This window comes from Polaromonas sp. (assembly GCF_049790275.1).
GTDB lineage: Bacteria > Pseudomonadota > Gammaproteobacteria > Burkholderiales > Burkholderiaceae_C > Polaromonas.
The window spans coordinates 14880-37000 of the sequence record NZ_JBAQYR010000021.1 but is presented as its reverse complement, the minus strand read 5'-3'; the positions used below and the strand labels follow the sequence as shown (position 1 = coordinate 37000).

At 63.3% G+C, this 22121-nt stretch carries 17 protein-coding genes; 14 read left to right on the top strand and 3 right to left on the bottom strand.

The genetic code is table 11. The features are described from left to right. From WA904_RS03020 to WA904_RS02960, 13 genes are all read left to right on the top strand, one after another. Positions 1–1449, top strand: a 1449-nt coding sequence (locus WA904_RS03020; RefSeq protein WP_425195645.1) for a carboxyl transferase domain-containing protein, incomplete at its 5' end; no start/stop codon positions are given. A gap of 17 nt (positions 1450–1466) precedes the next feature. Then, a complete protein-coding gene (locus tag WA904_RS03015; RefSeq protein WP_425195644.1) occupies positions 1467–2606 on the top strand; it encodes an acyl-CoA dehydrogenase family protein in 1140 nt (379 codons plus the stop codon). A 1-nt stretch (position 2607) separates the two neighbouring features. Then, positions 2608–3501 (top strand): alpha/beta hydrolase family protein, encoded by an 894-nt coding sequence (locus WA904_RS03010; protein WP_425195643.1) that lies wholly within the window; start codon positions 2608–2610, stop codon positions 3499–3501. Further along, a complete protein-coding gene (locus tag WA904_RS03005) occupies positions 3498–4277 on the top strand; it encodes an enoyl-CoA hydratase/isomerase family protein (RefSeq protein WP_425195642.1) in 780 nt (259 codons plus the stop codon). The genes WA904_RS03010 and WA904_RS03005 overlap by 4 nt, the downstream gene beginning before the upstream one ends. Further along, a complete protein-coding gene (locus WA904_RS03000) occupies positions 4277–4939 on the top strand; it encodes a DUF4126 domain-containing protein (protein ID WP_425195641.1) in 663 nt (220 codons plus the stop codon). The genes WA904_RS03005 and WA904_RS03000 overlap by 1 nt, the downstream gene beginning before the upstream one ends. A 1-nt stretch (position 4940) precedes the next feature. Continuing rightward, the gene (locus WA904_RS02995; RefSeq protein ID WP_425195640.1) at positions 4941–6932 is read left to right on the top strand and encodes an acetyl/propionyl/methylcrotonyl-CoA carboxylase subunit alpha; all 1992 of its coding nucleotides are present in this window, start codon (positions 4941–4943) and stop codon (positions 6930–6932) included. Between the two features lie 30 nt (positions 6933–6962). Then, entirely contained in the window at positions 6963–7892 is a 930-nt protein-coding gene (locus tag WA904_RS02990; RefSeq protein WP_425195639.1) for a 2-hydroxyacid dehydrogenase, read from the top strand. 165 nt (positions 7893–8057) lie between these two features. Further along, positions 8058–8966 (top strand): hydroxymethylglutaryl-CoA lyase, encoded by a 909-nt coding sequence (locus tag WA904_RS02985; RefSeq protein ID WP_425195638.1) that lies wholly within the window; start codon positions 8058–8060, stop codon positions 8964–8966. 162 nt (positions 8967–9128) lie between these two features. Continuing rightward, complete coding sequence (locus WA904_RS02980; protein ID WP_425195647.1) at positions 9129–9869, top strand: YbaK/EbsC family protein; 741 nt, start codon at positions 9129–9131, stop codon at positions 9867–9869. Between the two features lie 32 nt (positions 9870–9901). Beyond that, positions 9902–10543, top strand: a complete 642-nt coding sequence (locus tag WA904_RS02975) for a 2-hydroxychromene-2-carboxylate isomerase (RefSeq protein ID WP_425195646.1) — start codon at positions 9902–9904, stop codon at positions 10541–10543. Positions 10544–10723: 180 nt separating this feature from the next. Then, entirely contained in the window at positions 10724–12382 is a 1659-nt protein-coding gene (locus WA904_RS02970; protein ID WP_425195637.1) for an MFS transporter, read from the top strand. A gap of 103 nt (positions 12383–12485) precedes the next feature. Beyond that, complete coding sequence (locus tag WA904_RS02965) at positions 12486–12656, top strand: hypothetical protein (RefSeq protein WP_425195636.1); 171 nt, start codon at positions 12486–12488, stop codon at positions 12654–12656. Positions 12657–12682: 26 nt separating this feature from the next. Then, positions 12683–13150, top strand: coding sequence for a hypothetical protein (locus tag WA904_RS02960; protein ID WP_425195635.1), 468 nt, complete (start codon positions 12683–12685; stop codon positions 13148–13150). 16 nt (positions 13151–13166) lie between these two features. Here the strand turns inward: WA904_RS02960 and WA904_RS02955 are convergent, their stop codons facing one another. After that, positions 13167–14279 (bottom strand): ABC transporter substrate-binding protein, encoded by a 1113-nt coding sequence (locus tag WA904_RS02955; RefSeq protein WP_425195634.1) that lies wholly within the window; start codon positions 14277–14279, stop codon positions 13167–13169. Between the two features lie 176 nt (positions 14280–14455). On the opposite strand from WA904_RS02955, the gene uvrA reads away from it, so the two are divergent. After that, a complete protein-coding gene (gene uvrA, locus WA904_RS02950) occupies positions 14456–20368 on the top strand; it encodes an excinuclease ABC subunit UvrA (protein ID WP_425195633.1) in 5913 nt (1970 codons plus the stop codon). 86 nt (positions 20369–20454) lie between these two features. Here the strand turns inward: uvrA and WA904_RS02945 are convergent, their stop codons facing one another. After that, positions 20455–21276 (bottom strand): HAD family hydrolase, encoded by an 822-nt coding sequence (locus WA904_RS02945; RefSeq protein ID WP_425195632.1) that lies wholly within the window; start codon positions 21274–21276, stop codon positions 20455–20457. 34 nt (positions 21277–21310) lie between these two features. Then, positions 21311–22048, bottom strand: a complete 738-nt coding sequence (locus tag WA904_RS02940) for a hypothetical protein (RefSeq protein WP_425195631.1) — start codon at positions 22046–22048, stop codon at positions 21311–21313. Positions 22049–22121: the final 73 nt, after the last annotated feature.

Below are 22121 nucleotides of genomic sequence, written 5' to 3'. Positions count from 1 at the left end.
CTGCTGGACCCGGGCACACCTTTCCTGGAGCTGGCCCCGCTGGCAGCGCTGGCCATGTACCCCGACCGCGACGGCAGCGACAGCGCGCCGTGTGCCGGCGTGATCACCGGCATTGGCCGCGTCAAGGGCGTGGACTGCATGATTGTCTGCAACGACGCAACCGTGAAGGGCGGCACCTACTACCCGATGACGGTCAAGAAACATCTGCGCGCGCAGGAAGTGGCGCAGCAGAACCGCCTGCCCTGCATTTACCTGGTCGATTCAGGCGGCGCGAACCTGCCCAACCAGGACGAGGTGTTTCCCGACCGCGACCATTTCGGCCGCATTTTCTACAACCAGGCCAACATGAGTGCGCAGGGTATTGCGCAGATCGCCGTGGTCATGGGCAGTTGCACGGCCGGCGGCGCCTACGTACCGGCCATGAGCGACGAAACCATCATCGTCAAGGAGCAGGGCACGATTTTCCTGGGCGGCCCGCCGCTGGTGAAAGCGGCCACGGGTGAGATCGTCACCGCCGAAGACCTGGGCGGCGGCGACGTGCACACCCGCCTGTCGGGCGTGGCCGACTACCTGGCGCAGAACGACGCGCATGCGCTGGCGCTGGCGCGTGCCGCGGTGGCCAACCTGAATACGAATTACAAGCAAAAAGAGGCTCCAGCCCATATGGGGCGTGCGCCACGTGCTCCTGAATATGCAGCAGACGAGGTTTACGGCGTGGTGCCCACCGACACGCGCAAGCCCTACGACGTGCGCGAGATCATTGCCCGCATCGTGGACGGCAGCGAGTTCGACGAGTTCAAGGCGCGTTTCGGCGCCACCCTGGTCACCGGCTTTGCGCACATCGAAGGCATGCCGGTTGGCATCATCGCCAACAACGGCATTTTGTTCAGCGAGTCGGCGCAGAAGGGCGCGCACTTCATCGAGCTGTGCTGTCAGCGCAAGATCCCGCTGGTGTTCCTGCAGAACATCACCGGCTTCATGGTGGGCCGCAAGTACGAGGCCGAAGGCATTGCGCGCCACGGTGCCAAGATGGTGATGGCCGTGGCCACCGCCCAGGTGCCCAAGTTCACCATCATCATCGGCGGCAGCTTTGGCGCCGGCAATTACGGCATGTGCGGTCGTGCCTACAGCCCGCGCTTCTTGTGGATGTGGCCGAACGCGCGCATCTGCGTCATGGGCGGTGAACAGGCTTCTTCCGTGCTGGCCAGTGTGCGGCGCGACGCGATCGAGGCCAAGGGCGGGCAGTGGAGTGCCGAAGAGGAAAAAGCCTTCAAGCAACCCATGCTGGACCAGTTCGAACGCCAGTCGCATCCCTATTACTCCAGTGCGCGTTTGTGGGACGACGGCGTGATTGACCCGGCCGACACGCGCCGCGTGCTGGCCCTGGGCCTGCGCGCCAGCTTGAATGCACCGATTCCCGAGCCGAAGTTCGGCGTGTTCCGCATGTGATGCTGCCGGTGCCTCAAATGTCCAACGCATCCATTTACGACACGCCCGAGTACGAATCCCTGCGCGACCAGATCGCCCGCTTCATCGCCAAAGAGGTGGAGCCGCACGCCGCCGCCTGGGAGGAGCAGGGTTTTGTGCCGCGCGAGGTCCTGAAGCGCATGGGCCAAGCCGGCCTGTTCGGCCTGATGTACGAGGAAAAGTACGGCGGCGCTGACAGCGACGCCATGACCAACCTGGTGTTTGCCGAAGCGCTTTCTCAGTCCACTTTTGCCGGCTTCATCATCACCGTGCTGGTCCACACCGACATGGCCAGCCCGCACCTGCACCACGCGGGCAATGCCGCGCAAAAAGACAGGTACATGAAGAAGGTGATTGCCGGCGAGCTGATCACCGCGGTCGGCATCACCGAGCCGGGCGCCGGCTCCGACGTGGCGGGCATCCGCAGCACCGCCAAAAGGGATGGGGACGACTGGGTCCTCAACGGCACCAAGATGTTCATCACCAACGGTGTGCATGCCGACCTGTACTTCGTCGCCGCCAAGACCGGGCCGGGCAAACGCGACATCTCGATGTTCATTGTCGAGAAGGGCACGCCGGGCTTCACCGTCGGCCGCGCGCTGAAGAAAACCGGCTGGCTGTCGTCCGACACGGCCGAGCTGATTTTCGACAACGTGCGCATCCCTGCCTGGAATCTGCTGGGCGAGGAGGGCAAGGGCTTTTATTCGGTCATGAAAAACTTCCAGACCGAGCGCATCGCCCTGGGCGCGATGGCGGTCGGCCATTGCCAGCAGGCGCTCAAGCTCACGCTGGACTATGTGCGCCAGCGCCAGGCTTTCGGCGGCCCGCTGTGGGACCAGCAGGTGATCCGCCAGCGCCTGGCCATGCTGGACGCAAAAACGCGCGCCGCACGCGCCTTCATGTACCACTGCGCCTGGCGCGTCACGCAAGGCCATGACATCGTGCAGGACGTCTCCATGCTCAAGGCGCTCACCGGCGAGCTGGTCAACGAGGTGGTGCAGACCTGCCAGCAGTTCCACGGCGGCATGGGCTACATCCGCGAGACGGCCATCGAACGCCTGTGGCGCGATGCCCGCGTGCTGGCGATAGGCGGCGGCGCGACCGAAGTGATGCTCGAAGAAGTGGCGAAGAGGTATTGACATGAATCACCGGACTTGTCGATGGCTGGTTGCCGGTGCTGCATGGCTGGCGGTAGCTGCCGCATCGCATGCGCGCCTGCGTGAAGAGCAGATCGACCTGCCGGTGCAGGTGGTCAATGCCTATGGCAAGCCGGTTGAGCATGTCATCAAGGTCACGGTCTTTTCAGACGATACCAACCCCCAGCCTGCGCCTGTGCTGGTGCTCAACCACGGCCGTTCCGCTGAAGCGGAGGGCCGGGCCAAACTGGGGCGGGCGCGTTTTACCGATGCGTCAAAATTTTTCGTGCAGCGTGGCTTCATCGTTGCCGTACCCACGCGCGTCGGCTACGGGGTCAGTGGCGGGGACGACGTGGAATACAGCGGCACCTGCAATCAAAAGAACTATCCGCCCGGATATGCAGCAGCAGCGAAGCAGACGCTGGCGGTGCTCGAGGCGGTGCGCCAGCGGCCCGATGCCGCAAAGGACAGGGCCGTGGTGATGGGACAGTCCTACGGCGGGACCACGGCCGTCACCATCGCATCGCTCAACCCGCCGGGCGTGCAGGCCAGCATCAACTTCGCCGGTGGAGGTGGCGGCAACCCCAAGACGCAGCCGCAACAACCCTGCGCGCCGCAATTGCTGGAGCGCATGTTTCGCAGTTATGGCGAGACCGCGCGTATTCCCATGCTGTGGGTTTACACCGAGAACGACATGTACTCTGGTCCCCGGTACCCGCGGGAATGGTTTGAAGCGTATACCGCGGCCGGTGGCAAAGGCGACTTCGTGCAGTTTCCGCCGCATGGTGACGATGGGCATCTTCTGTTCAGCCGGTACCCGGAGGTCTGGCAGCCCAGGGTCGCCGAATTTCTCGACACACACGGTTTCAAGGTTCCCAAGCCAAAGGCAATGAAATGAATCACCTGCAACTGGCCTGCGACGGCGGCGTGGCCACCGTCACCCTCAATCGCCCCGACGTTCGCAACGCCTTCAATGACGAGGTGATTGCCGAGCTGTCGGCCTGCTTTGCAGACCTGGGCGCGCGCGACGATGTTCGCTGCATCGTGCTGGCAGCCGCCGGAACGGCCTTCTGTGCAGGCGCCGACCTGAACTGGATGAAACGCATGGCCACTTACTCGCGCGAGGAAAACCTGGCCGATGCGGGTGCCCTGGCCGAGATGCTGCGCGTGATCTACACCTGCCCCAAGCCGACGATTGCGAAGGTGCAGGGCGATGTGTATGCCGGCGGTACCGGGCTGGTGGCTGTCTGCGACATGGCGGTGTCGGTGGACACGGCAGGTTACTGCCTGAGTGAGGTCAAGCTGGGCCTGATTCCGGCGACGATCAGCCCCTACGTGATTCGTGCCATGGGCGCACGGGCGTCGCACCGCTATTTCCTGACGGCGGAACGCTTCAGTGCTGCCGAAGCCCTGCGGATCGGGTTTGTGCACGAGGTGGTGACTGCCGCCGAGCTCGATGGCAAGGTGGCCGAGTTGGTGAAAATGCTGGTCAATGCCGGTCCGCAGGCGGTGCGTCTGTGCAAAAAGCTGGTCCAGGACGTGGCGGAGCAGGCCATCACACCGGCGCTGGTGAAAATAACCGTGGACGGCATTGCCGACATCCGTGTCAGCGCGGAAGGGCGTGAAGGCGTGCAGTCTTTCCTGCAGAAGCGCAAGCCGAACTGGATCACCTGATGCAGCCGATGGACACCGCACAACTGATTGCCCTCGCCGGCGCGCTGGGCTGGGCCAGCGGTGTACGTCTGTACCTGGTGGTGCTGCTGACCGGCCTGGCCGGGTTCATGGGCTGGATCACGCTGCCGCCCGGCCTGCATCTGCTGGCCCATCCCGTGGTGCTAGGTGCCAGTGGGTTCATGGTGTTTGTCGAGTTCTCTGCCGACAAGATTCCGGGGCTCGATTCGCTGTGGGATGTGGTCCACACCATGATCCGCATCCCGGCCGGCGCGGCGCTGGCGGCCGGCGTGTTCGGCGCGGACAGCGGCTTGATGGCGCTGGTGGCGGGGCTGATGGGTGGCACGCTGGCGGCCACCAGCCATGCGGCCAAGGCCACCAGCCGTGCGGCCATCAACACCTCGCCCGAGCCGTTTACCAATGTGGGCGCTTCGCTGCTGGAAGACGGCCTGGTGCCGCTGGGCTTGTGGCTGGCCATTGCCCATCCGCTGGTGTTTGTTGTGGTGCTGTTGCTCGTACTGGTGCTCAGCGTCTGGCTGATCCGTACCTGCTGGCGTTTCCTGAGGCAGCTGTTTGTGCGCGTGGCACGTATTTTCAGCGGCAGGCCCGATACCGGGCCTTCTCCGGCTTTCACCTTCAAATCTCCTTTTTCAAAGAACGACTGACATGTTTAAAAAAATACTGATTGCAAATCGTGGAGAGATCGCTTGCCGCGTCGCTGCAACAGCTCGCCGCATGGCCATCCAGACCGTGGCCGTTTATTCGGACGCGGATGCCGGCGCCAAACATGTCAGTGTGTGCGACGAAGCGATCCATATCGGCGGCAGCGCGCCCAGGGACAGTTACCTGCGCTGGGAAAAAATCATTGCGGCGGCGAAGGCCACCGGCGCGGAAGCGATTCATCCCGGCTACGGTTTCCTGAGTGAAAACGAGGAGTTTGCGCAGGCCTGCGGTGATGCCGGCCTGGTCTTCATCGGCCCGCCGGCCTCGGCGATCAAGGCCATGGGCCTGAAGGCCGAATCCAAACAGCTGATGGAAAAGGCCGGCGTTCCGCTGGTGCCGGGCTACCACGGCAGTGACCAGGACCCGGCGCTGCTCAAGCGGGAAGCCGACAGCATTGGTTACCCGGTGCTGATCAAGGCCAGCGCCGGCGGCGGCGGCAAGGGCATGCGGGCCGTGGAGAAGTCCGAAGACTTCGACGCAGCGCTGGCCTCGTGCAAACGTGAAGCCACCAGCAGTTTTGGCGATGACGCGGTGCTGGTCGAAAAATACGCGCAGCGCCCGCGCCACATCGAGATCCAGGTGTTTGGCGACACGCACGGCAATTACGTTTACCTGTTCGAGCGCGACTGCTCGGTGCAGCGCCGCCACCAGAAGGTGCTGGAAGAAGCGCCGGCGCCCGGTATGACGAAAGCCATGCGCCGTGAAATGGGCGAAGCCGCGGTTGCGGCGGCACGTGCCGTCAACTACGTCGGTGCGGGAACGGTCGAGTTCATCGTCGAGCAGCGTGCGGATGGCAGCATGAACTTCTTCTTCATGGAAATGAATACCAGGCTGCAGGTGGAACACCCGGTCACCGAAGCGATCACGGGGCTGGACCTGGTGGAGTGGCAGCTGCGCGTGGCTTCGGGCGAGAAGCTGCCGCTGGCACAGGAGCAGCTGCACATCCACGGCCATGCGATCGAGGCGCGCATCTGCGCCGAAAGCCCGGACAACAACTTCCTGCCTGCGACCGGCACGCTGCATGTGTACGGCTTGCCGCCCTCGGTGTCTTTCGAGCGTGGCCTGGTGCGTGTGGATGCCGGCGTGCGCGAGGGTGATGTCATCTCGCCGTTTTATGACTCGATGATCGCCAAGCTGATCGTGCACGGCGACACGCGCGAGCAGGCCCTGGCACGCATGGACGAAGCGCTGGCGCAGGTGCACATCGTGGGCCTGAGCACCAATGTGCAGTTCTTGCGCCATGTGGTGCAAAGCCGCTCGTTCGCAGAGGCTGATCTGGACACGGCGCTGATCCCGCGTGAGGAGGCGGTGTTGTTCCGGCAGGAAAAAATCGGCCAGCCCCTGGCCGCTGCTGCTGCTGTGGCCTTGAGCCTGCTGGAAGAAAAGGCGCAGGAAACGGACGATCCCTTCAGCAAACGGGATGGCTGGCGTTCACACGGGGTCGCGGAGCGGCGTTTCGAGTTTGAGTTTCACGGCGAAGCGGCGCAGGCCGTGCTGACCTATCTGCATGACGGCGGGCTGCGCCTGGCTGTGGGCGGCGTGGAGGATGTGCTGGTGTTTGCGGGTAGCGGCGGTGCGGTGGATGTTCGCTTCGGCGAGCAGCGGCTGGGTGCGCATGTTTACCGGCGCGGCGAGACCGTGCATGTGTTTGCACGGCAGGGTGCCACGCAGATCACGGTGATCGACCAGTTGGCCCATGCCGGCGAAGCCCATGGCGAGGCCGGCCGCCTGACCGCGCCGATGCCGGGCAAGGTGGTGTCCTTCGCGGTGAAGGCCGGTGACAAGGTCAGCAAGGGCCAGGCGCTGGCCGTGATGGAAGCCATGAAGATGGAACACACGATTGCCGCACCTGCCGACGGCGTGGTGCAGGAAATCCTGTACGCACCCGGTGACCATGTCGTTGAGGGGGCCGAGCTGCTGAAAATGGCCTCCTGAGGCGGAGCGCACTCACGGCACAATCCGGGCATGAAAATTTCATTCTGTTGTACCGATACCAAGGCCGAGCCCTGGCTCGCCGGACTGCGCGCCGCGTTTCCGGCCGACGCCGTTGAGCAGTGGGTGCCGGGCGCCGAGCCGGCCGATTACGCCGTGGTCTGGGCACCGCCCCAGCAGTTCCTGGACGAGCAGCCGCAGCTGAAAGCCCTGTTCAATATCGGAGCGGGCGTGGACGCGCTGCTGAAACTGCGCCTGCCGCCCAGCGCCGCCGTGGTGCGGCTGGACGATGCCGGCATGTCGGTGCAGATGGCCGAGTATGTGTGCCATGCGGTGATCCGACACTTCCGCGAGTTCGATGCCTACGAAGCGGATGTGAAGCTGGGCAAGTGGTCTTACCGCAGGCCGCAACTGCGCGCTGATTTTCCGGTGGGTGTCATGGGCCTGGGGGTGCTGGGCGAGCGGGTCGCCAGGGCGCTGGCTCAATTCGACTTTCCGGTGCGGGGTTGGAGCCGTTCTCCCAGGGAGGTCCCAGGGGTGCAGTGTTTCTCGGGTGATGCCGGTTTCCACGACTTTCTGTCGGCCACCCGCATCCTGGTGTGCCTGTTGCCGCTCACGCCGGGCACGGAAAACATCATGAACCGGCAAACGCTGTCGCGGCTGCGGCCCGGCGGCTATGTCATCAATGTGGCGCGCGGCGCGCACCTGGTTGACGAAGACCTGATTGCGCTGATCGACAGCGGGCACCTGGCCGGGGCCACGCTGGACGTGTTCCGCACCGAGCCGCTGCCTGCGGAACATGTGTTCTGGAAACATCCCAAGGTCACGGTGACGCCGCACACGTCGGCGCGTACCTTGCGCGAGGAAAGCATTGCGCAGATTGCGGGCAAGATTGCGGCGCTCCAGGCGGGGCAGGATATTTCCAGCCTTGCCGGTGTGGTTGACCCGAAAAAAGGATACTGAGGTCATGCCCCCACGGTCGTTCGCTTCGCGTAACTCCCTGCCCCCCGAGGGGGCCGCTGCGCCTGCGGACTGGCAAAGCCAGATCCGCGGCCCTTGCTTGACTGGAAAGCCCTATGGTCGGCTACAGCGCGTGGCTTTTTGCCCCTACCTCAGGAACGTGCTCCTATGAAATACCCCTCCAGAGTCAAAATTGTCGATGTCGGTCCGCGCGACGGGCTGCAGAATGAAAAAGCGCAGGTGCCTGCAGCCGTCAAGATCGAGCTGGTGCACCGCCTGCAGGACGCCGGCCTGACCGAGATCGAGGTCACCAGTTTTGTGTCGCCGAAATGGGTGCCGCAAATGGCGGACGCCGCCGAGGTCATGGCCGGCATCACGCGCAAGCCCGGTGTGCGTTATTCGGTGCTGACGCCCAACATGAAGGGCTTCGAGGCTGCCGTGCTGTCCAAACCCGATGAAATCGTTGTGTTCGCCGCGGCCAGCGAAGCTTTCAGCCAGCGCAACATCAACTGTTCCATCGCGGAAAGCATTGAGCGCTTCCGTCCAGTGGCCGAAGCGGCGCGGGCGCAGAACATTTATGTGCGGGGTGCCATCTCCTGCGCTGTTGGTTGCCCCTATGAAGGGGAGATTGCGCCCGAGCGCGTGGCGATGGTCGCGCGCCTGCTCAAAGGCATAGGCGTGCAGCATATCGGTGTGGCCGACACGATTGGTGTAGGAACGCCTGTGAAAGTTCAGCGTGCGATGGAAGCGGCGCTGCAGCACTACGACATCAATGATGTGTCCGGCCACTTCCACGACACCTACGGGCAGGCGCTGGGCAACACGCTGGTCTGCCTGCAGATGGGCATCTGGCAATACGATGCGTCGTCGGCAGGCCTGGGTGGCTGCCCGTATGCGAAGGGTGCGACCGGCAACGTTGCAACAGAAGATGTGGTGTACCTCCTGCACGGCATGGGCATTGAAACCGGCATCGACCTCGACAAGCTGATCGATGCCGGAAAGTTCATCAGCGACTATCTGGAGCGCAAGCCGAATTCGCGTGCGGCGACTGCTTTGCTGAACAAGAGGGCCGGCTGATGAGCGCTGTGTTAAGCAAACGTGGAGGCATCCTCCCCTTCAAGCAGGGGCCGCGGATCTGGCTTTGCCAGTCCGCAGGCGCGGCGGCCCCCTCGGGGGGCAGAGAGCGACACGTAGTGCGCGAACGTGGGGGCTTATAACGTGTGTGGCAGTGAACTGAAGGTGTTGCCTGAAGGGGTTCAGCGCGTCGCTGCGGAACTGCAGGCCAAAGGCCACCCGCATTTGCCGGTGATGCTGGACGACGCAGCGCGTACCGCGCAGCAGGCAGCCGATGCGCTGGGCATTGCCCTCGGCCAGATCGCCAAAAGCATCATCTTTCGCCGCAAGTCCGATGACGCGGCGGTGCTGGTCATCACGGCCGGCGACCAGCGGGTGGACGAGAGAAAGGTGGAGGCCCTGGTCTGCCCCGATGGCAAGCGGCTGGGTCGTGCGGATGCAGAGTTCGTCAAAACCCGCACCGGTTTTTCGATTGGCGGCGTCTCACCGCTGGCGCATGCCACACCGCCCGTCACGCTGATTGACCAGAGCCTGTTTCGATTTGACGAGATCTGGGCAGCCGCCGGTCATCCGCATGGCGTGTTCAAGCTGAGTCCACAGGAGCTGGTAGCCCTGACCGGCGCACCTGTCGCCAATGTGGCCGTGGACCCTGTGCAGGAAGAGGTGGCACTGGCGCGCGCTATTTTTCTGGTAGCTGCCCGCGCCGATGAAATAAGGGCGCAAGCCACAGATCTTCCATCACCCTGTATCTCGGTGTGCCGCATGAGCGCGGAGACGGGGCTGTGTGAGGGTTGTTTCCGGACACGTGATGAAATCGCTGCCTGGAGCCAGGCCGGTGACACGGGCAAACGCGGAATCTGGACCCTGATCGAGCAGCGCATGGCAGCGCTGCAGGTGCAGCCATGACACCCGACAGCCATCTGCAGGAAACCGGGCCCATGAAACACATCACCTTCTACCTGGACTTCATCTCGCCTTACGCTTACCTGGCGTTTGAGAGTCTGCCTGCAGCCCTGAAAGGCACCAGTTACAGCGTGACCTACAAGCCCCTGCTGTTTGCCGGCCTGCTCAAGCACCACGGCCAGCTCGGCCCCGCAGAAATTCCCGGCAAGCGCGACTGGACTTACCGCCAGGTGTTGTGGCTGGCGCACCAGCACGGCATCAAGCTGCAACTGCCTGCCAGTCACCCGTTCAATCCGCTGGGCCTGCTGCGCCTGGCCATGGCCTGCGATGCGCACGGCACGCCCAACCGTTATGTCTGCGAGACCCTGTTTCGCCATGTGTGGCAGACCGGGCTGGAGGCGGCCGATCCGGAGCGGCTTGCTGCATTGGCGGCGTCACTGGCACCGCAACGCGACCTCGACGGCGCGGACGTGAAAGCGCAGTTGAAGGCGCACAGCGACGAGGCCATCACACAGGGCGTGTTTGGTGTGCCCACGCTGGCGGTGGACGGCAAGCTGTTCTGGGGTCAGGATGCGCTGCCCATGCTGCGCGCCTTTCTGCTCGGCGATGTCTGGTTTGACGGCCCGGACTGGGACGCGGCCAGTCAGCTTGCGACCGGCGTCTCGCGCCAGAAATAACCTGTCGCCTGGCATTCTCCGCATACCGAAAATTTTTCCGCGGGTTTTCCCTTGACTTGTCAGGGGGCGATAAGTTTGGCGCAAGCTCCTGTTGGTTTCGCGTCAGAGCAGGGTCAGTCACTCCAAAAATAATTGCGCAAGCCCTCATGTCGAGGGTCTTTATTTTTTGGAGACAACATCATGGCAACTGCAGCCGCCCCCAGGCCGATGAGCGGCGAGGAGAAGAAAGTCATCTTCGCCTCGTCACTTGGCACAGTTTTCGAGTGGTATGACTTTTACCTCTACGGTTCGTTGGCAGCCATCATTGCCAAGCAGTTTTTCAGCGGACTCGATGAAGGTTCGGCCTTCATTTTTGCCCTGCTCGCGTTTGCCGCCGGTTTCATCGTGCGTCCGTTCGGCGCACTGGTGTTCGGCCGTCTCGGCGACATGATCGGCCGCAAATACACCTTCCTGATCACCATCCTGATCATGGGCCTGTCGACCTTCATCGTCGGCCTGCTGCCCAATTACGCCACCATCGGCGTCGCGGCTCCCGTGATCCTGATTGCGCTGCGCATGTTGCAGGGCCTGGCGCTCGGTGGTGAATACGGCGGTGCAGCCGTGTATGTGGCAGAGCACTCGCCGCACGGCAAGCGCGGTGCCTACACCTCCTGGATCCAGACCACGGCCACGCTGGGCCTGTTCCTGTCGCTGATGGTGATTCTCGGCACACGTACCCTGCTTGGCGAAGCGGTCTTTGCCGACTGGGGCTGGCGCGTTCCCTTCCTGGTGTCCATCCTGCTGCTGGGTGTTTCCGTCTGGATTCGCCTGAGCATGAACGAGTCGCCAGCCTTCACCAAAATGAAGGCCGAAGGCAAAACCTCCAAGGCACCTTTGTCCGAATCCTTCGGCCAGTGGAAAAACCTGAAGATCGTCATCCTGGCGCTGATCGGCCTGACCGCCGGCCAGGCGGTGGTCTGGTATTCGGGCCAGTTCTATGCACTGTTCTTCCTGACGCAATCGCTCAAGGTGGACGGCGCCACGGCCAACATTTTTGTCGCTGTTTCGCTGCTGATCGGCACGCCTTTCTTCGTCGTTTTCGGCACGCTGTCGGACAAGATCGGTCGCAAGCCCATCATCCTGGCCGGTTGCCTGCTGGCCGTGTTGACCTACTTCCCGGTGTTCACCGCACTGACCAAGGCCGCCAACCCTGAGCTGGCTGCCGCCCAGGCGAAGAACAAGGTGGTTGTGACGGCTGATGCGAAGGAATGTTCGTTCCAGTTCAACCCGACCGGCACGGTGAAGTTCACCAGCTCCTGCGACATCGCCAAACAGGTGCTCGCCGGCGCATCGGTGAGTTATGAGAATGCACCGGGCGCCGCCGGCGTACCCGCCACCATCAAGATCGGCGAAACGGTCATCCAGAGCTATTCTTCCAAAGGCCTGCCTGCGGATGAAGCCAAGAAAAAGGATGCCGAGTTCAAGAAGCTGGTTGCTGACGACCTGAAGGCTGCCGGTTACCCGACCAAGGCCGATCCGGCCAAGGTGGACAAGTTCATGGTGATTGCCATCCTGACCTACCTGGTGCTGCTCGTGACCATGGTCTACGGCCCGATCGCGGCCATGCTGGTGGAACTGTTCCCCACGCGCATCCGCTACACATCCATGAGCCTGCCGTACCACATCGGCAACGGCTGGTTCGGCGGTCTGCTGCCCACCACGGCCTTTGCCATCGTGGCGCAGACCGGCAACATGTACAACGGCCTGTGGTACCCGATCATCATTGCCGGCATGACCGTCGTGATCGGCACCTTGTTCATCAAGGAAACCAAGGACGTCGACATCTACGCTGACGATTGATTCCTGAAACGACAGCCTGTGGTTCTGCCTGATTCCCGGCAGAACCACCGAACAGTTTTTTTAGACCCCCGCGTTGTCGGGGGTTTTTTTCTGGAGAAACAGCATGTGGAAAATTGCACTCGCATTCGTGGCCTTTGCCGTTCTGGCCATCTTCATCCTGAGCAAGGGCGGAGATATTGACATGGGGGGCGAAAAGCATGGCACCGAGGTCACGCATGAAGCCCCGTCGCCGGCATTGGCCGCTTCAGCCGCCGCATCTGCGCCTGCACGTTAGTCCGCCCTTCGCACGGTACCAGTGTCATGATTTATGCCAAGACCGAGGCCGGGCAACAGGCCTTGAAAGACAGGTCCCTGCTGACGCTTCGACAGCGCTCGGCCTTCATCCTGTTTGACGGCAAGCGTTCCGTCCAGCAGGTGCTGGAGGCGACTGCAGGCCTCGGGGTCACGCCGGAGGAGCTGGTGCAACTGGTGGAGCTGGGCTTTCTCACGCCCAGCCAGCAATCCGTCGACAAGGCTGCGGCAGCCACCGCGCATGCGGCTGCCGTGGTTGCCAGGCAGGAGGACAGCGACGCCAGCAATGACCGCTACAAAAAGGCCTACCCCATTGCCGCACAGTTGACGGGGGCGCTGGGGCTCAGGGGTTTCAGGTTGAACCTGGCCGTCGAAGGTGCGGCGGATGTCGATGCCCTGCTTGCACTGCTTCCCAAAATCAGGGAAGCCGTGGGGGCCGGCAAGTGCAGTGAGCTGGAACAGGCCCTCAAGGGCTGAGGACCCCCGAGAGGTTCTAGCGCATGAACTTGCCGTCTGTGCCGATGATGGACAGGTCGGCGAAGTCCAGTCCGGTGTGGTCTTCAGGCGAATAGCTCACCTCGAGCCCGCCCAGATCGAGTTTGCGTATGCCTTCCAGCGCAGCCTGGATTTTTTCGCGGGTGGGTTTGGGGCCGGCACGGCGCAGTCCTTCGACCAGGACCTTGGCGGCGGCAAACCCTTCGAGCATGGCCGGGCTGATGTCGCCGGCGCCTTTGGCCTTGGCCATTTCCTGGGCTTCCTTGACCATGCCAAAGGCAATGGAACGTTCATAAGGGAAGACCTGGGTCACGATCACGCCGCGGGCGTTGTCGCCCAGGCTTTTGATGAAACCGCCGGATGCGTTGTTGGACAGCGTGACGATCTGTGCCGCGGAGCCGGCGGTCCGGAACGCCTTGGTGCCATCGACCACGGCCTGGCCGGACGCCACCATGATGACGGCTTGTGTATTGGTCTGGACAATCTTGGGGGCGATGGGGCCGAAATCCGGCTTGCTGCGGTTGAATTTTTCCAGAACGGAAGGCTGGAGCTTGGCCGCGACCAGGCCTTTTTGCGCGCCTGCCACGCCGTCTGCGCCGAAGCTGTCGTCGGCATAAACAATCGCGATGCGCGTGATGCCCATGGAGCTCAGGTGGGAGACGGCTTTTTCGGCCTCACGCTGGTAGGTGGCGCGCACGTTGAACACATGCTTTTTGACCGGCAGGTGCAACACCATGGCGCCGGTGGACGGGCCCACCAGCGGAACCCCGTGTTTCTCCAGGTGCGGGAGGATGGCTTCCGTGTGAGGCGTTCCGCGCGTGAGGAACAGGGCGACCACGTTTTGCTCTTCGATCAGCTTGCGGGCATTTTCACCTGCCTGCTTGGGGTCGAATTTGTCGTCGAGCGAGATCAGTTCAATTTTCTGCCCGTTGACACCCCCTTTGGCATTGATGGTGTCGATGTAAAGCTTGGCGCCATCCGTGGTTTCTTTCACGCCGGCACCCACGGGGCCGGTAAAGCCGGCGGTTTGCCCGATCAGGATTTGTGCCTGGCTGGCATGGCTCAGCGCAACCATGGCAATGGCGGCGCACCATAAACTCAGTTTCTTCATCTTCTGTCCTTGGCTATTCGGTTGACGTCAGCTAGTTAACCATAAAAGCGGAAAAACGAGGAGATGAAAAGCCATCATTGCGCTGCAAATCCGGGGTCAAAGCAGTTTTAACCCCACACCTTCGCCTGCTTTGCGGCTTGCCTAGAATGTTTGACCTACAAGAAAGCAAACCACCCATGTCCCAGGGAACCATCCGCATTCGCGGCGCACGTCAGCACAACCTCAAAAACATTGACCTGGATATCCGCACGGGTGAGATGACGGTGGTCACCGGGCCCAGCGGCTCGGGCAAATCCTCGCTGGTCTTTGACACCCTGTTTGCCGAGGGCCAGCGCCGCTACGTCGAGACCTTCTCCGCCTATGCGCGGCAGTTCCTGGACCGCATGGACAAGCCGGCCGTCGACAAGGTCGAGGGTGTTCCGCCCGCGATTGCGATCGACCAGACCAATCCGGTGCGCAGTTCGCGTTCGACGGTGGGCACGATGACGGAGCTCAACGACCATTTAAAACTTTTGTATGCACGCGCTGCACAGCTATTCGACAAAAAAACGGCCCAGGCGGTACGCCATGACACGCCGGAGTCGATTTACGCCGAGCTGATGGCGCGCACGGCTTCTACCGATCCGAGGGTGGTCATGACCTTCCCGGTCGAGCTGCCCGGCAACACCAGTGCCGATGAGGTGACGCAGTGGCTGTCGGCCAGCGGTTTCACGCGCGTGCATGCCGAGCGTGATGTGGCGACGCCGGCAGGGCCGCACAAGCTGCTGGATGTGGTGGCCGACCGCTTTCGCATCCAGGCAGCGGAAAAGGCCCGCGTGATCGAGGCCATCGAGCTGGCACTCAAGCGTGGCGGCCGCCTCAATGTGTATGTGCAGCCGGCAGAAGAGGGCGCTGTGGAGGAGATGTGGCGCTTTTCCACCGGTTTGCATTGCCCCGACAGCGACCTGCGTTATGCAGAGCCGACGCCTTCGCTGTTTTCCTTCAATTCGGCCATGGGCGCCTGCGAAACCTGCCGCGGTTTTGGCCGCGTGATCGGGGTTGACTACGGCCTGGTGATTCCGAACGACAAGCTGACCCTGCGCTCCGGCGCGATCAAGACCCTGCAGACGCCAGCCTGGGCCGAAAACCAGGACGACCTGATGCGCCACGCAGAAGCCGCAGGCATTCCGCGCGACACCCCCTGGTACAAACTCACGCCGGCGCAGCAGCATTGGGTGATCCACGGCACACCTGGTTACAAGGACGGGCAGTGGAAGAAGCATTGGTACGGCATCAAGCGCTTTTTTGCCTACCTGGAGACCAAGGCCTACAAGATGCACATTCGGGTGCTGCTGTCCAAGTACCGCAGCTACACGCCGTGCGAAACCTGCGGTGGGGCGCGCCTGAAACTCGAGGCGCTGCTCTGGCGACTGGGCTCGAAGGAAGCGGCCGACGCCGTGCTGCCGCCGGGCAAACGCTTCATGCCGGTTGGCGTGGACTGGACCCGTGCCCAGCTCGAAGCCTTGCCTGGCCTGAGCCTGCATGACCTGATGCAGCTGCCGATCGACCGGCTGCGCGAATTTTTCAACGGACTGGCACCGGCCGCGCTGCAGGACGGCAGTGTGCCCGATGCCGAATTCAAGGCGCTCAAGTCGCTGTTCGAGGAAATCCACACCCGGCTCAAATACCTCTGCGATGTCGGTATCGGCTACCTGACGCTGGACCGGCAAAGCCGCACCTTGTCCGGCGGCGAGGTGCAGCGCATCAACTTGACGACGGCGTTGGGCACCTCGCTGGTCAACACCCTGTTTGTGTTGGACGAGCCCTCGATCGGCCTGCATCCGCGCGACATGAACCGCATCACCCAGGCCATGCACCGGCTGCGCGACGCCGGCAACACGCTGGTGGTGGTCGAGCACGACCCGGCGGTGATGTTGGCCGCCGACCGAATGATCGACATGGGCCCGGGCCCTGGCGAGAAGGGTGGTCAGATCGTTTTCGACGGCACGCCGGAAGACCTCAAACACGCCGACACGCTGACCGGCGCCTACCTTGGCTCGCGCAAGCAGGTGGGCATGGGCTTCAAGCGGCCGGTGACTGACAGCACACCTCGCCTCATTCTGGAAGGCGCGCGTGACCACAACCTGAAGAACCTCACGGTGGAATTCCCGTTGCAGCGCCTGGTCTGTGTCACGGGTGTCAGTGGTTCCGGCAAATCGACCCTGATGCAGGACATCCTGGCGCCGGCGCTGCTGCGCCAGTTCGGCAAGGCCACGGAAACGCCCGGCCTGCATGACCGCCTGATGGGTGCGGACTACCTGACCGACGTGGTGTTCGTGGACCAGTCGCCGATCGGCAAGACCGCGCGTTCCAACCCTGCCAGTTATGTCGGTGCCTGGGACGCGGTACGCGAGCTGTTTGCGCAGGCGCCGCTGGCCCGGCAGCGCAGCTACACCTCGTCCAAGTTCAGCTTCAACAACGGCGACGGGCGCTGCCCGACCTGCGGCGGCTCGGGTTTTGAACATGTGGAAATGCAGTTTCTCAGCGATGTCTATTTGCGCTGCCCGGACTGCGACGGCAAGCGTTACCGCCCCGAGATCCTGGAAGTCACCATCGAGCGCAAGGCCATCGGCGATGTGCATCCGCGCCTGATGAATGTGTCCGACGTGCTGGACCTGACGGTCAGCGAAGCCAGCCAGCTGTTTGCGCAGGACCGCGAAGTCATTCGCGCGCTGCAGCCCATCGTCGATGTCGGCCTGGAATATGTGAAGCTGGGCCAGCCCGTGCCCACGCTGTCGGGCGGCGAGGCGCAGCGCCTGAAGCTTGCCGGCTTCCTGGCTGGCGCATCGAAAACCGCGAGCGCCAGCCGCCAGCCGCTGGCGATCAAGAACATCAACCGCGGCACGCTGTTCCTGTTCGACGAGCCGACCACCGGGTTGCATTTCGACGACATCGCCAAGCTGATGCGCGCCTTGCGCAAGCTGCTGGACATTGGCCATTCGCTGATCATCATCGAGCACAACCTCGACGTGATCCGCTCGGCCGACTGGCTGATCGACCTGGGCCCCGAAGGCGGCGAAGCCGGCGGATTGCTGGTGGCCCAGGGCACACCCGAAGAGGTGCGCCAGCACCCGAGCTCGCACACCGCACTGGCGCTGCGCGAGTACGAGCAGGCCATGGGCAAGGTGCATGGTGTGGAGGAGGCGCGGCCCAAGGCCTGGAGTACCAAACCGGCCTTCTCCAACCTGATCCAGATCGTCAACGCCAAGGAGCACAACCTCAAAAGCCTGTCGGTCAACATTCCGCGCGGCCAGTTCAATGTGGTGACCGGTGTGTCGGGCTCCGGCAAGTCCACACTGGCTTTTGACATCCTGTTCAACGAAGGCCAGCGGCGCTACCTGGAATCGCTCAACGCCTATGCGCGCAGCATCGTGCAGCCGGCGGGCCGGCCCGAGGTGGATGCGGTTTATGGCATCCCGCCGACCGTGGCCATCGAGCAGCGCCTCTCGCGCGGCGGGCGCAAATCCACCGTCGGCACGACCACCGAGGTCTGGCACTTTTTGCGCTTGCTCTACGTCAAGCTGGGTATCCAGCACTGCACCAAAGACGGTGCGGCCGTCATGCCGCAAAGCGCTGAAAGTATTGCCGCGCAACTGCTCAAGGCACACCGCGGCCAGCACATCGGCCTGCTGGCGCCGCTGGTGATCAACCGCAAGGGTGTCTACACCGAGCTGGCCGACTGGGCGCGGCCGCGCGGCTACACGCATCTGCGGATTGACGGCGAATTCCTGCCGACCACGAATTTCCCGCGCATCGACCGCTTCAAGGAACACACGATCGAGCTGCCGATTGCCGACATCCACGTGACACCCGAGAACGAAGCCGCACTGCGTCAGGCGCTCGCCACGGCGCTGCAGCATGGCAAGGGGGTGGTGCATGTGCTGGCGCCGCTGGACGGCTTGCGCGGCGCGATGATGGCCGGTGTCTCCACGAAGCAGATCGGCAGGCTGCAGGCCTCGTCCACGCAGCGTGCCTGCCCGGTGTGCGCCACGTCCTACCCCGAACTGGACCCGCGCCTGTTCAGCTACAACAGCAAACACGGCTGGTGCCCGGATTGTGTCGGCACCGGTGTCAAGCTCACCAAAGAGCAGCGCAAGGTGTTTGACGACTCCGTGCGCGACGACGACAACAAGGGCCGCGAGCAGAGTTTTGCCGAGCCAGAGGCCGAAGACGTGGTGGATGCCGCCTGTCCGACCTGCCGGGGGACGCGACTGAATGCCCAGGCGCGTGCGGTGAAGTTCGCCGGCGTGGGCATTGCCGACATCGCTGCGCTATCGGTGACCGACGTGCGCGCCTGGGTCGAGCAGCTGGCACTGTCCGGGCGTGAAGCCGGCATTGCCCGTGACCTGGTCCCCGAGATCAAGAGCCGGCTCGAGTTCCTCGAGGATGTCGGCCTGGGTTACCTGACGCTGGACCGCGGCGCACCCACGCTCTCGGGCGGCGAGGCGCAGCGCATCCGGCTGGCCGCGCAGCTGGGTTCGAACCTGCAGGGCGTCTGTTATGTGCTGGACGAGCCGACCATCGGCCTGCACCCGCGCGACAACCAGATTTTGCTGCGTGCCCTGGGCAAACTCAGCGAGCGCGGCAACACGCTGGTGGTGGTCGAGCATGACGAGGACACGATTCGCCGCGCCGACAACATCATCGACATCGGCCCCGGCGCCGGCAAACGCGGTGGGCGGCTGGTCGGGCAGGGCACGGCGGCGCACCTGGCCACCTTGCCCGATTCGCTGACCGGGCGTTACCTGGCCAACCCGCTGATTCACCCGCTGCAGCTTCGCCGCGAGACACGCACAGGCACTGCGCCGGTCGCCGCCGTGCTGGTGTTGCCCGTTGCAGCAGGCGCCAAACCGGTGAGCAAGCAGAAGGCTGCCGCCTTGAAGGCGCAGGCCCTGAAAGCGGCCGCCGCGAGCGCCAGTGCGCTGCACAACGCAGCGCCGGCAGCCGCCGGGCCTTTCACCTCCTGGCTGAACGTGGTGGGTGCCGACCTGCACAACCTCAAGAAGGTGTCCGTCACCGTGCCGCTGTACCGCCTGGTCGCGGTCACGGGTGTGTCCGGTTCGGGTAAATCGACGCTGGCGCGCGACGTGCTGCTGGCCAACGTGCAGGCGGGTGTGGCGCAACGCTCCACCAAGGCCGGGCGCGACGCCGACAACGCCGGCAAACACCCGGCCTGGACCGGCTGTGACTACATCGCGGGTTATGAGGTGGTTGACCGCGTGCTGGAAGTCGACCAGACGCCTATCGGCAAGACGCCGCGCTCCTGCCCGGCCACCTACATCGGCTTCTGGGACACGGTGCGCAAGCTGTTTGCCGACACGCTGGAAGCCAAGGCACGCGGCTATGGCGCCGGGCGCTTCAGCTTCAACACCGGCGAAGGCCGCTGCCCGACCTGCGAGGGCGCGGGCGTACGTACCATCGGCATGAGCTTCTTGCCCGACGTGAAGGTGCTCTGCGAAACCTGCCACGGTGCGCGTTTCAACCCCGAAACCCAAGCTGTCACCTGGCGCGGCAAAAACATCGGCGACGTGCTGACCATGGAAGTGGACGAAGCTGTCGAGTTCTTCGCCTCCATGCCGGCCATTGCGCATCCGCTGCAGCTGCTCAAAGACGTGGGCCTGGGTTACCTGACCCTGGGCCAGCCATCGCCGACGCTGTCGGGCGGCGAGGCGCAGCGCATCAAGCTGGTGACCGAGCTGTCCAAGGTGCGCGACGACATCACGCGGCGCGGCCAGAAGGCGCCGCACACCCTGTATGTGCTGGACGAACCCACGGTGGGCCTGCACATGGCCGACGTGGAAAAACTCATTCACGTGCTGCACCGCCTGGTCAACGGCGGCCACAGTGTGGTGGTGATCGAACACGACCTCGATGTCATTGCCGAGGCTGACTGGGTGATTGACCTTGGCCCCGATGGCGGCAACGCCGGCGGCCGGGTGGTCGCCTCCACCACGCCGGAGCAGGTGGTCAAGCTGGGCACCGCAACCGGAAAGGCGCTGAAGGGCGTTTTGAGCCGGGTTGGCGTCAGTGGCGTGCTATCGAATCAGTAGCTGCTTGCGCCCGTAAAATAAGGGCTGGGTGCCGATTTGGCTTTAAATTTTTGTTGCAATGGCCGCTGGGGGCCGCTGAAACACATTCAGCGGGAGCGCGCCGCCAGCAGCGCGGCTGCCACTTCGGCAAAACCTGCGCCGCGCTCCCCTTCGGTGATGTAGCGCGGCTTGTGGCTCAGTTCCGCTTCAAAGCGGCGGATGTTGGCCACGCCCACCGAATGCGGAAAGGCCTCGAACATCAGCTGGTCGTTGGTCGAGTCGCCGACATAGACCCAGCGGTCCATTTCGCTGTCCAGGTCGCGGCCGAACAATTCACGGACGATCCAGCGAGCGCCTTCGAGCTTGTTGTGCGCGCCGAACCAGCCGTTGATGTGGATGGAGCTCACCGTGGCGTTCATGCCCTCGCTCTGCATGATCTGCACGGCGTGGGCGATGCTCTCCGGCGGCAGGTGCACAAACTCGCTGTGGTCGATGGCGATGTCGGTTTCGCGTCCTGGGCTGTCTTCGGACAACACGGCGCCGGGCACTTCACGCACCACGCGACCGGCCACCTGCTGCATGCGGGCATAGTTCGCGGCGCGTGTCGGCGCATCCTGTTGATATAGTTTTGATAGCGCCTTGCGACCGCCGTATAAGGGTTGGAGGCCATTTTCATCAGAAAGAAGCGCGACGGCACCGTTTTCAGCCACGATGGCATCCACCGGCCAGCTCAGCGCAAAAGGCTCGCTCCAGCCGACCGGCCGGCCGGTGATGGGAATCACGTGCAGGCCGGCGGCCTTGAGGTCGCCAAGGGCCTGCAGCGCATCGGGCGTGATGGCACCTTCGGTGGTCAGGGTGTCGTCGATGTCGGTGAAAACGCCGAAGATCTGGGCACGCTCATTGGCGAGCCAGCGGGTAAGTGGGTGCATCGGCGTCCTGATGGGCGATATTGTTCGTTGGATCTCAGCCGCGCAGCCAATACCAGGAGATCAGTCCCACGCCGGCGATACCGGCCAGCAGCCAACCAGACCAGTTCGGGCCTTGCTGGCCCGGAGGAAGATGGCCTTCCTGCCTGGGCGAGGGACGCATTTCTGTCCCATGGATCGTTTCGGTGGGTGGCGCGAAATCCGGGTCTTCGACAAGTCCGGTGGACTGTATGGGGAGCGGGTTGTCCAGTTGCTCCAGGAGCGAGCGCCAGTCCAGTGCCTCGCGCGCAATAGTCGGGGTCAGGCAAATTGCGCTGCCCGGGTCATAGATAGCGACATCGCCGGTCTGGACTGCGGTGGCGGCGAGCTCGACTACCAGGGCATAGAGCATCGCCATTTTGTGCCGGGGAATGGTGGCTACATCGAGCTCCATCAGATGCACAAGGCCGTCGGGCTTCAGGGCGGGGGGAACCAGCTGGCCATCTTGCGCCAGCAACGCCGATACGTCCTGGCGAATTTTCCTTGCTGCATCGCCAGAATCAAAACGCAGGATATAAGTCTCGGCCGGCGGCCTGGCAAGAACACCACTGGCCTGGTACTCGGGGTGAACGATGGGGTCTGGCTGCCAATGCACCTCCAGTCCGTTGCGCTCATTGTTCTTAGAAAGCTTGACTTCGAAATCTGACGCTTCCATGGCAGCTTCCGCTGCACGCAGGTCAAAGCTGTCGAGGGCTTCTGTGAACAGATAGAGACAAATGGTCCTGGGTTCTTGCATGGTGAAATTTTCTCACGAGTACTGCAGCAGAAGGGCGGGCCTTTGCCTCGCGGACCGAGGTTGGCTACAATAG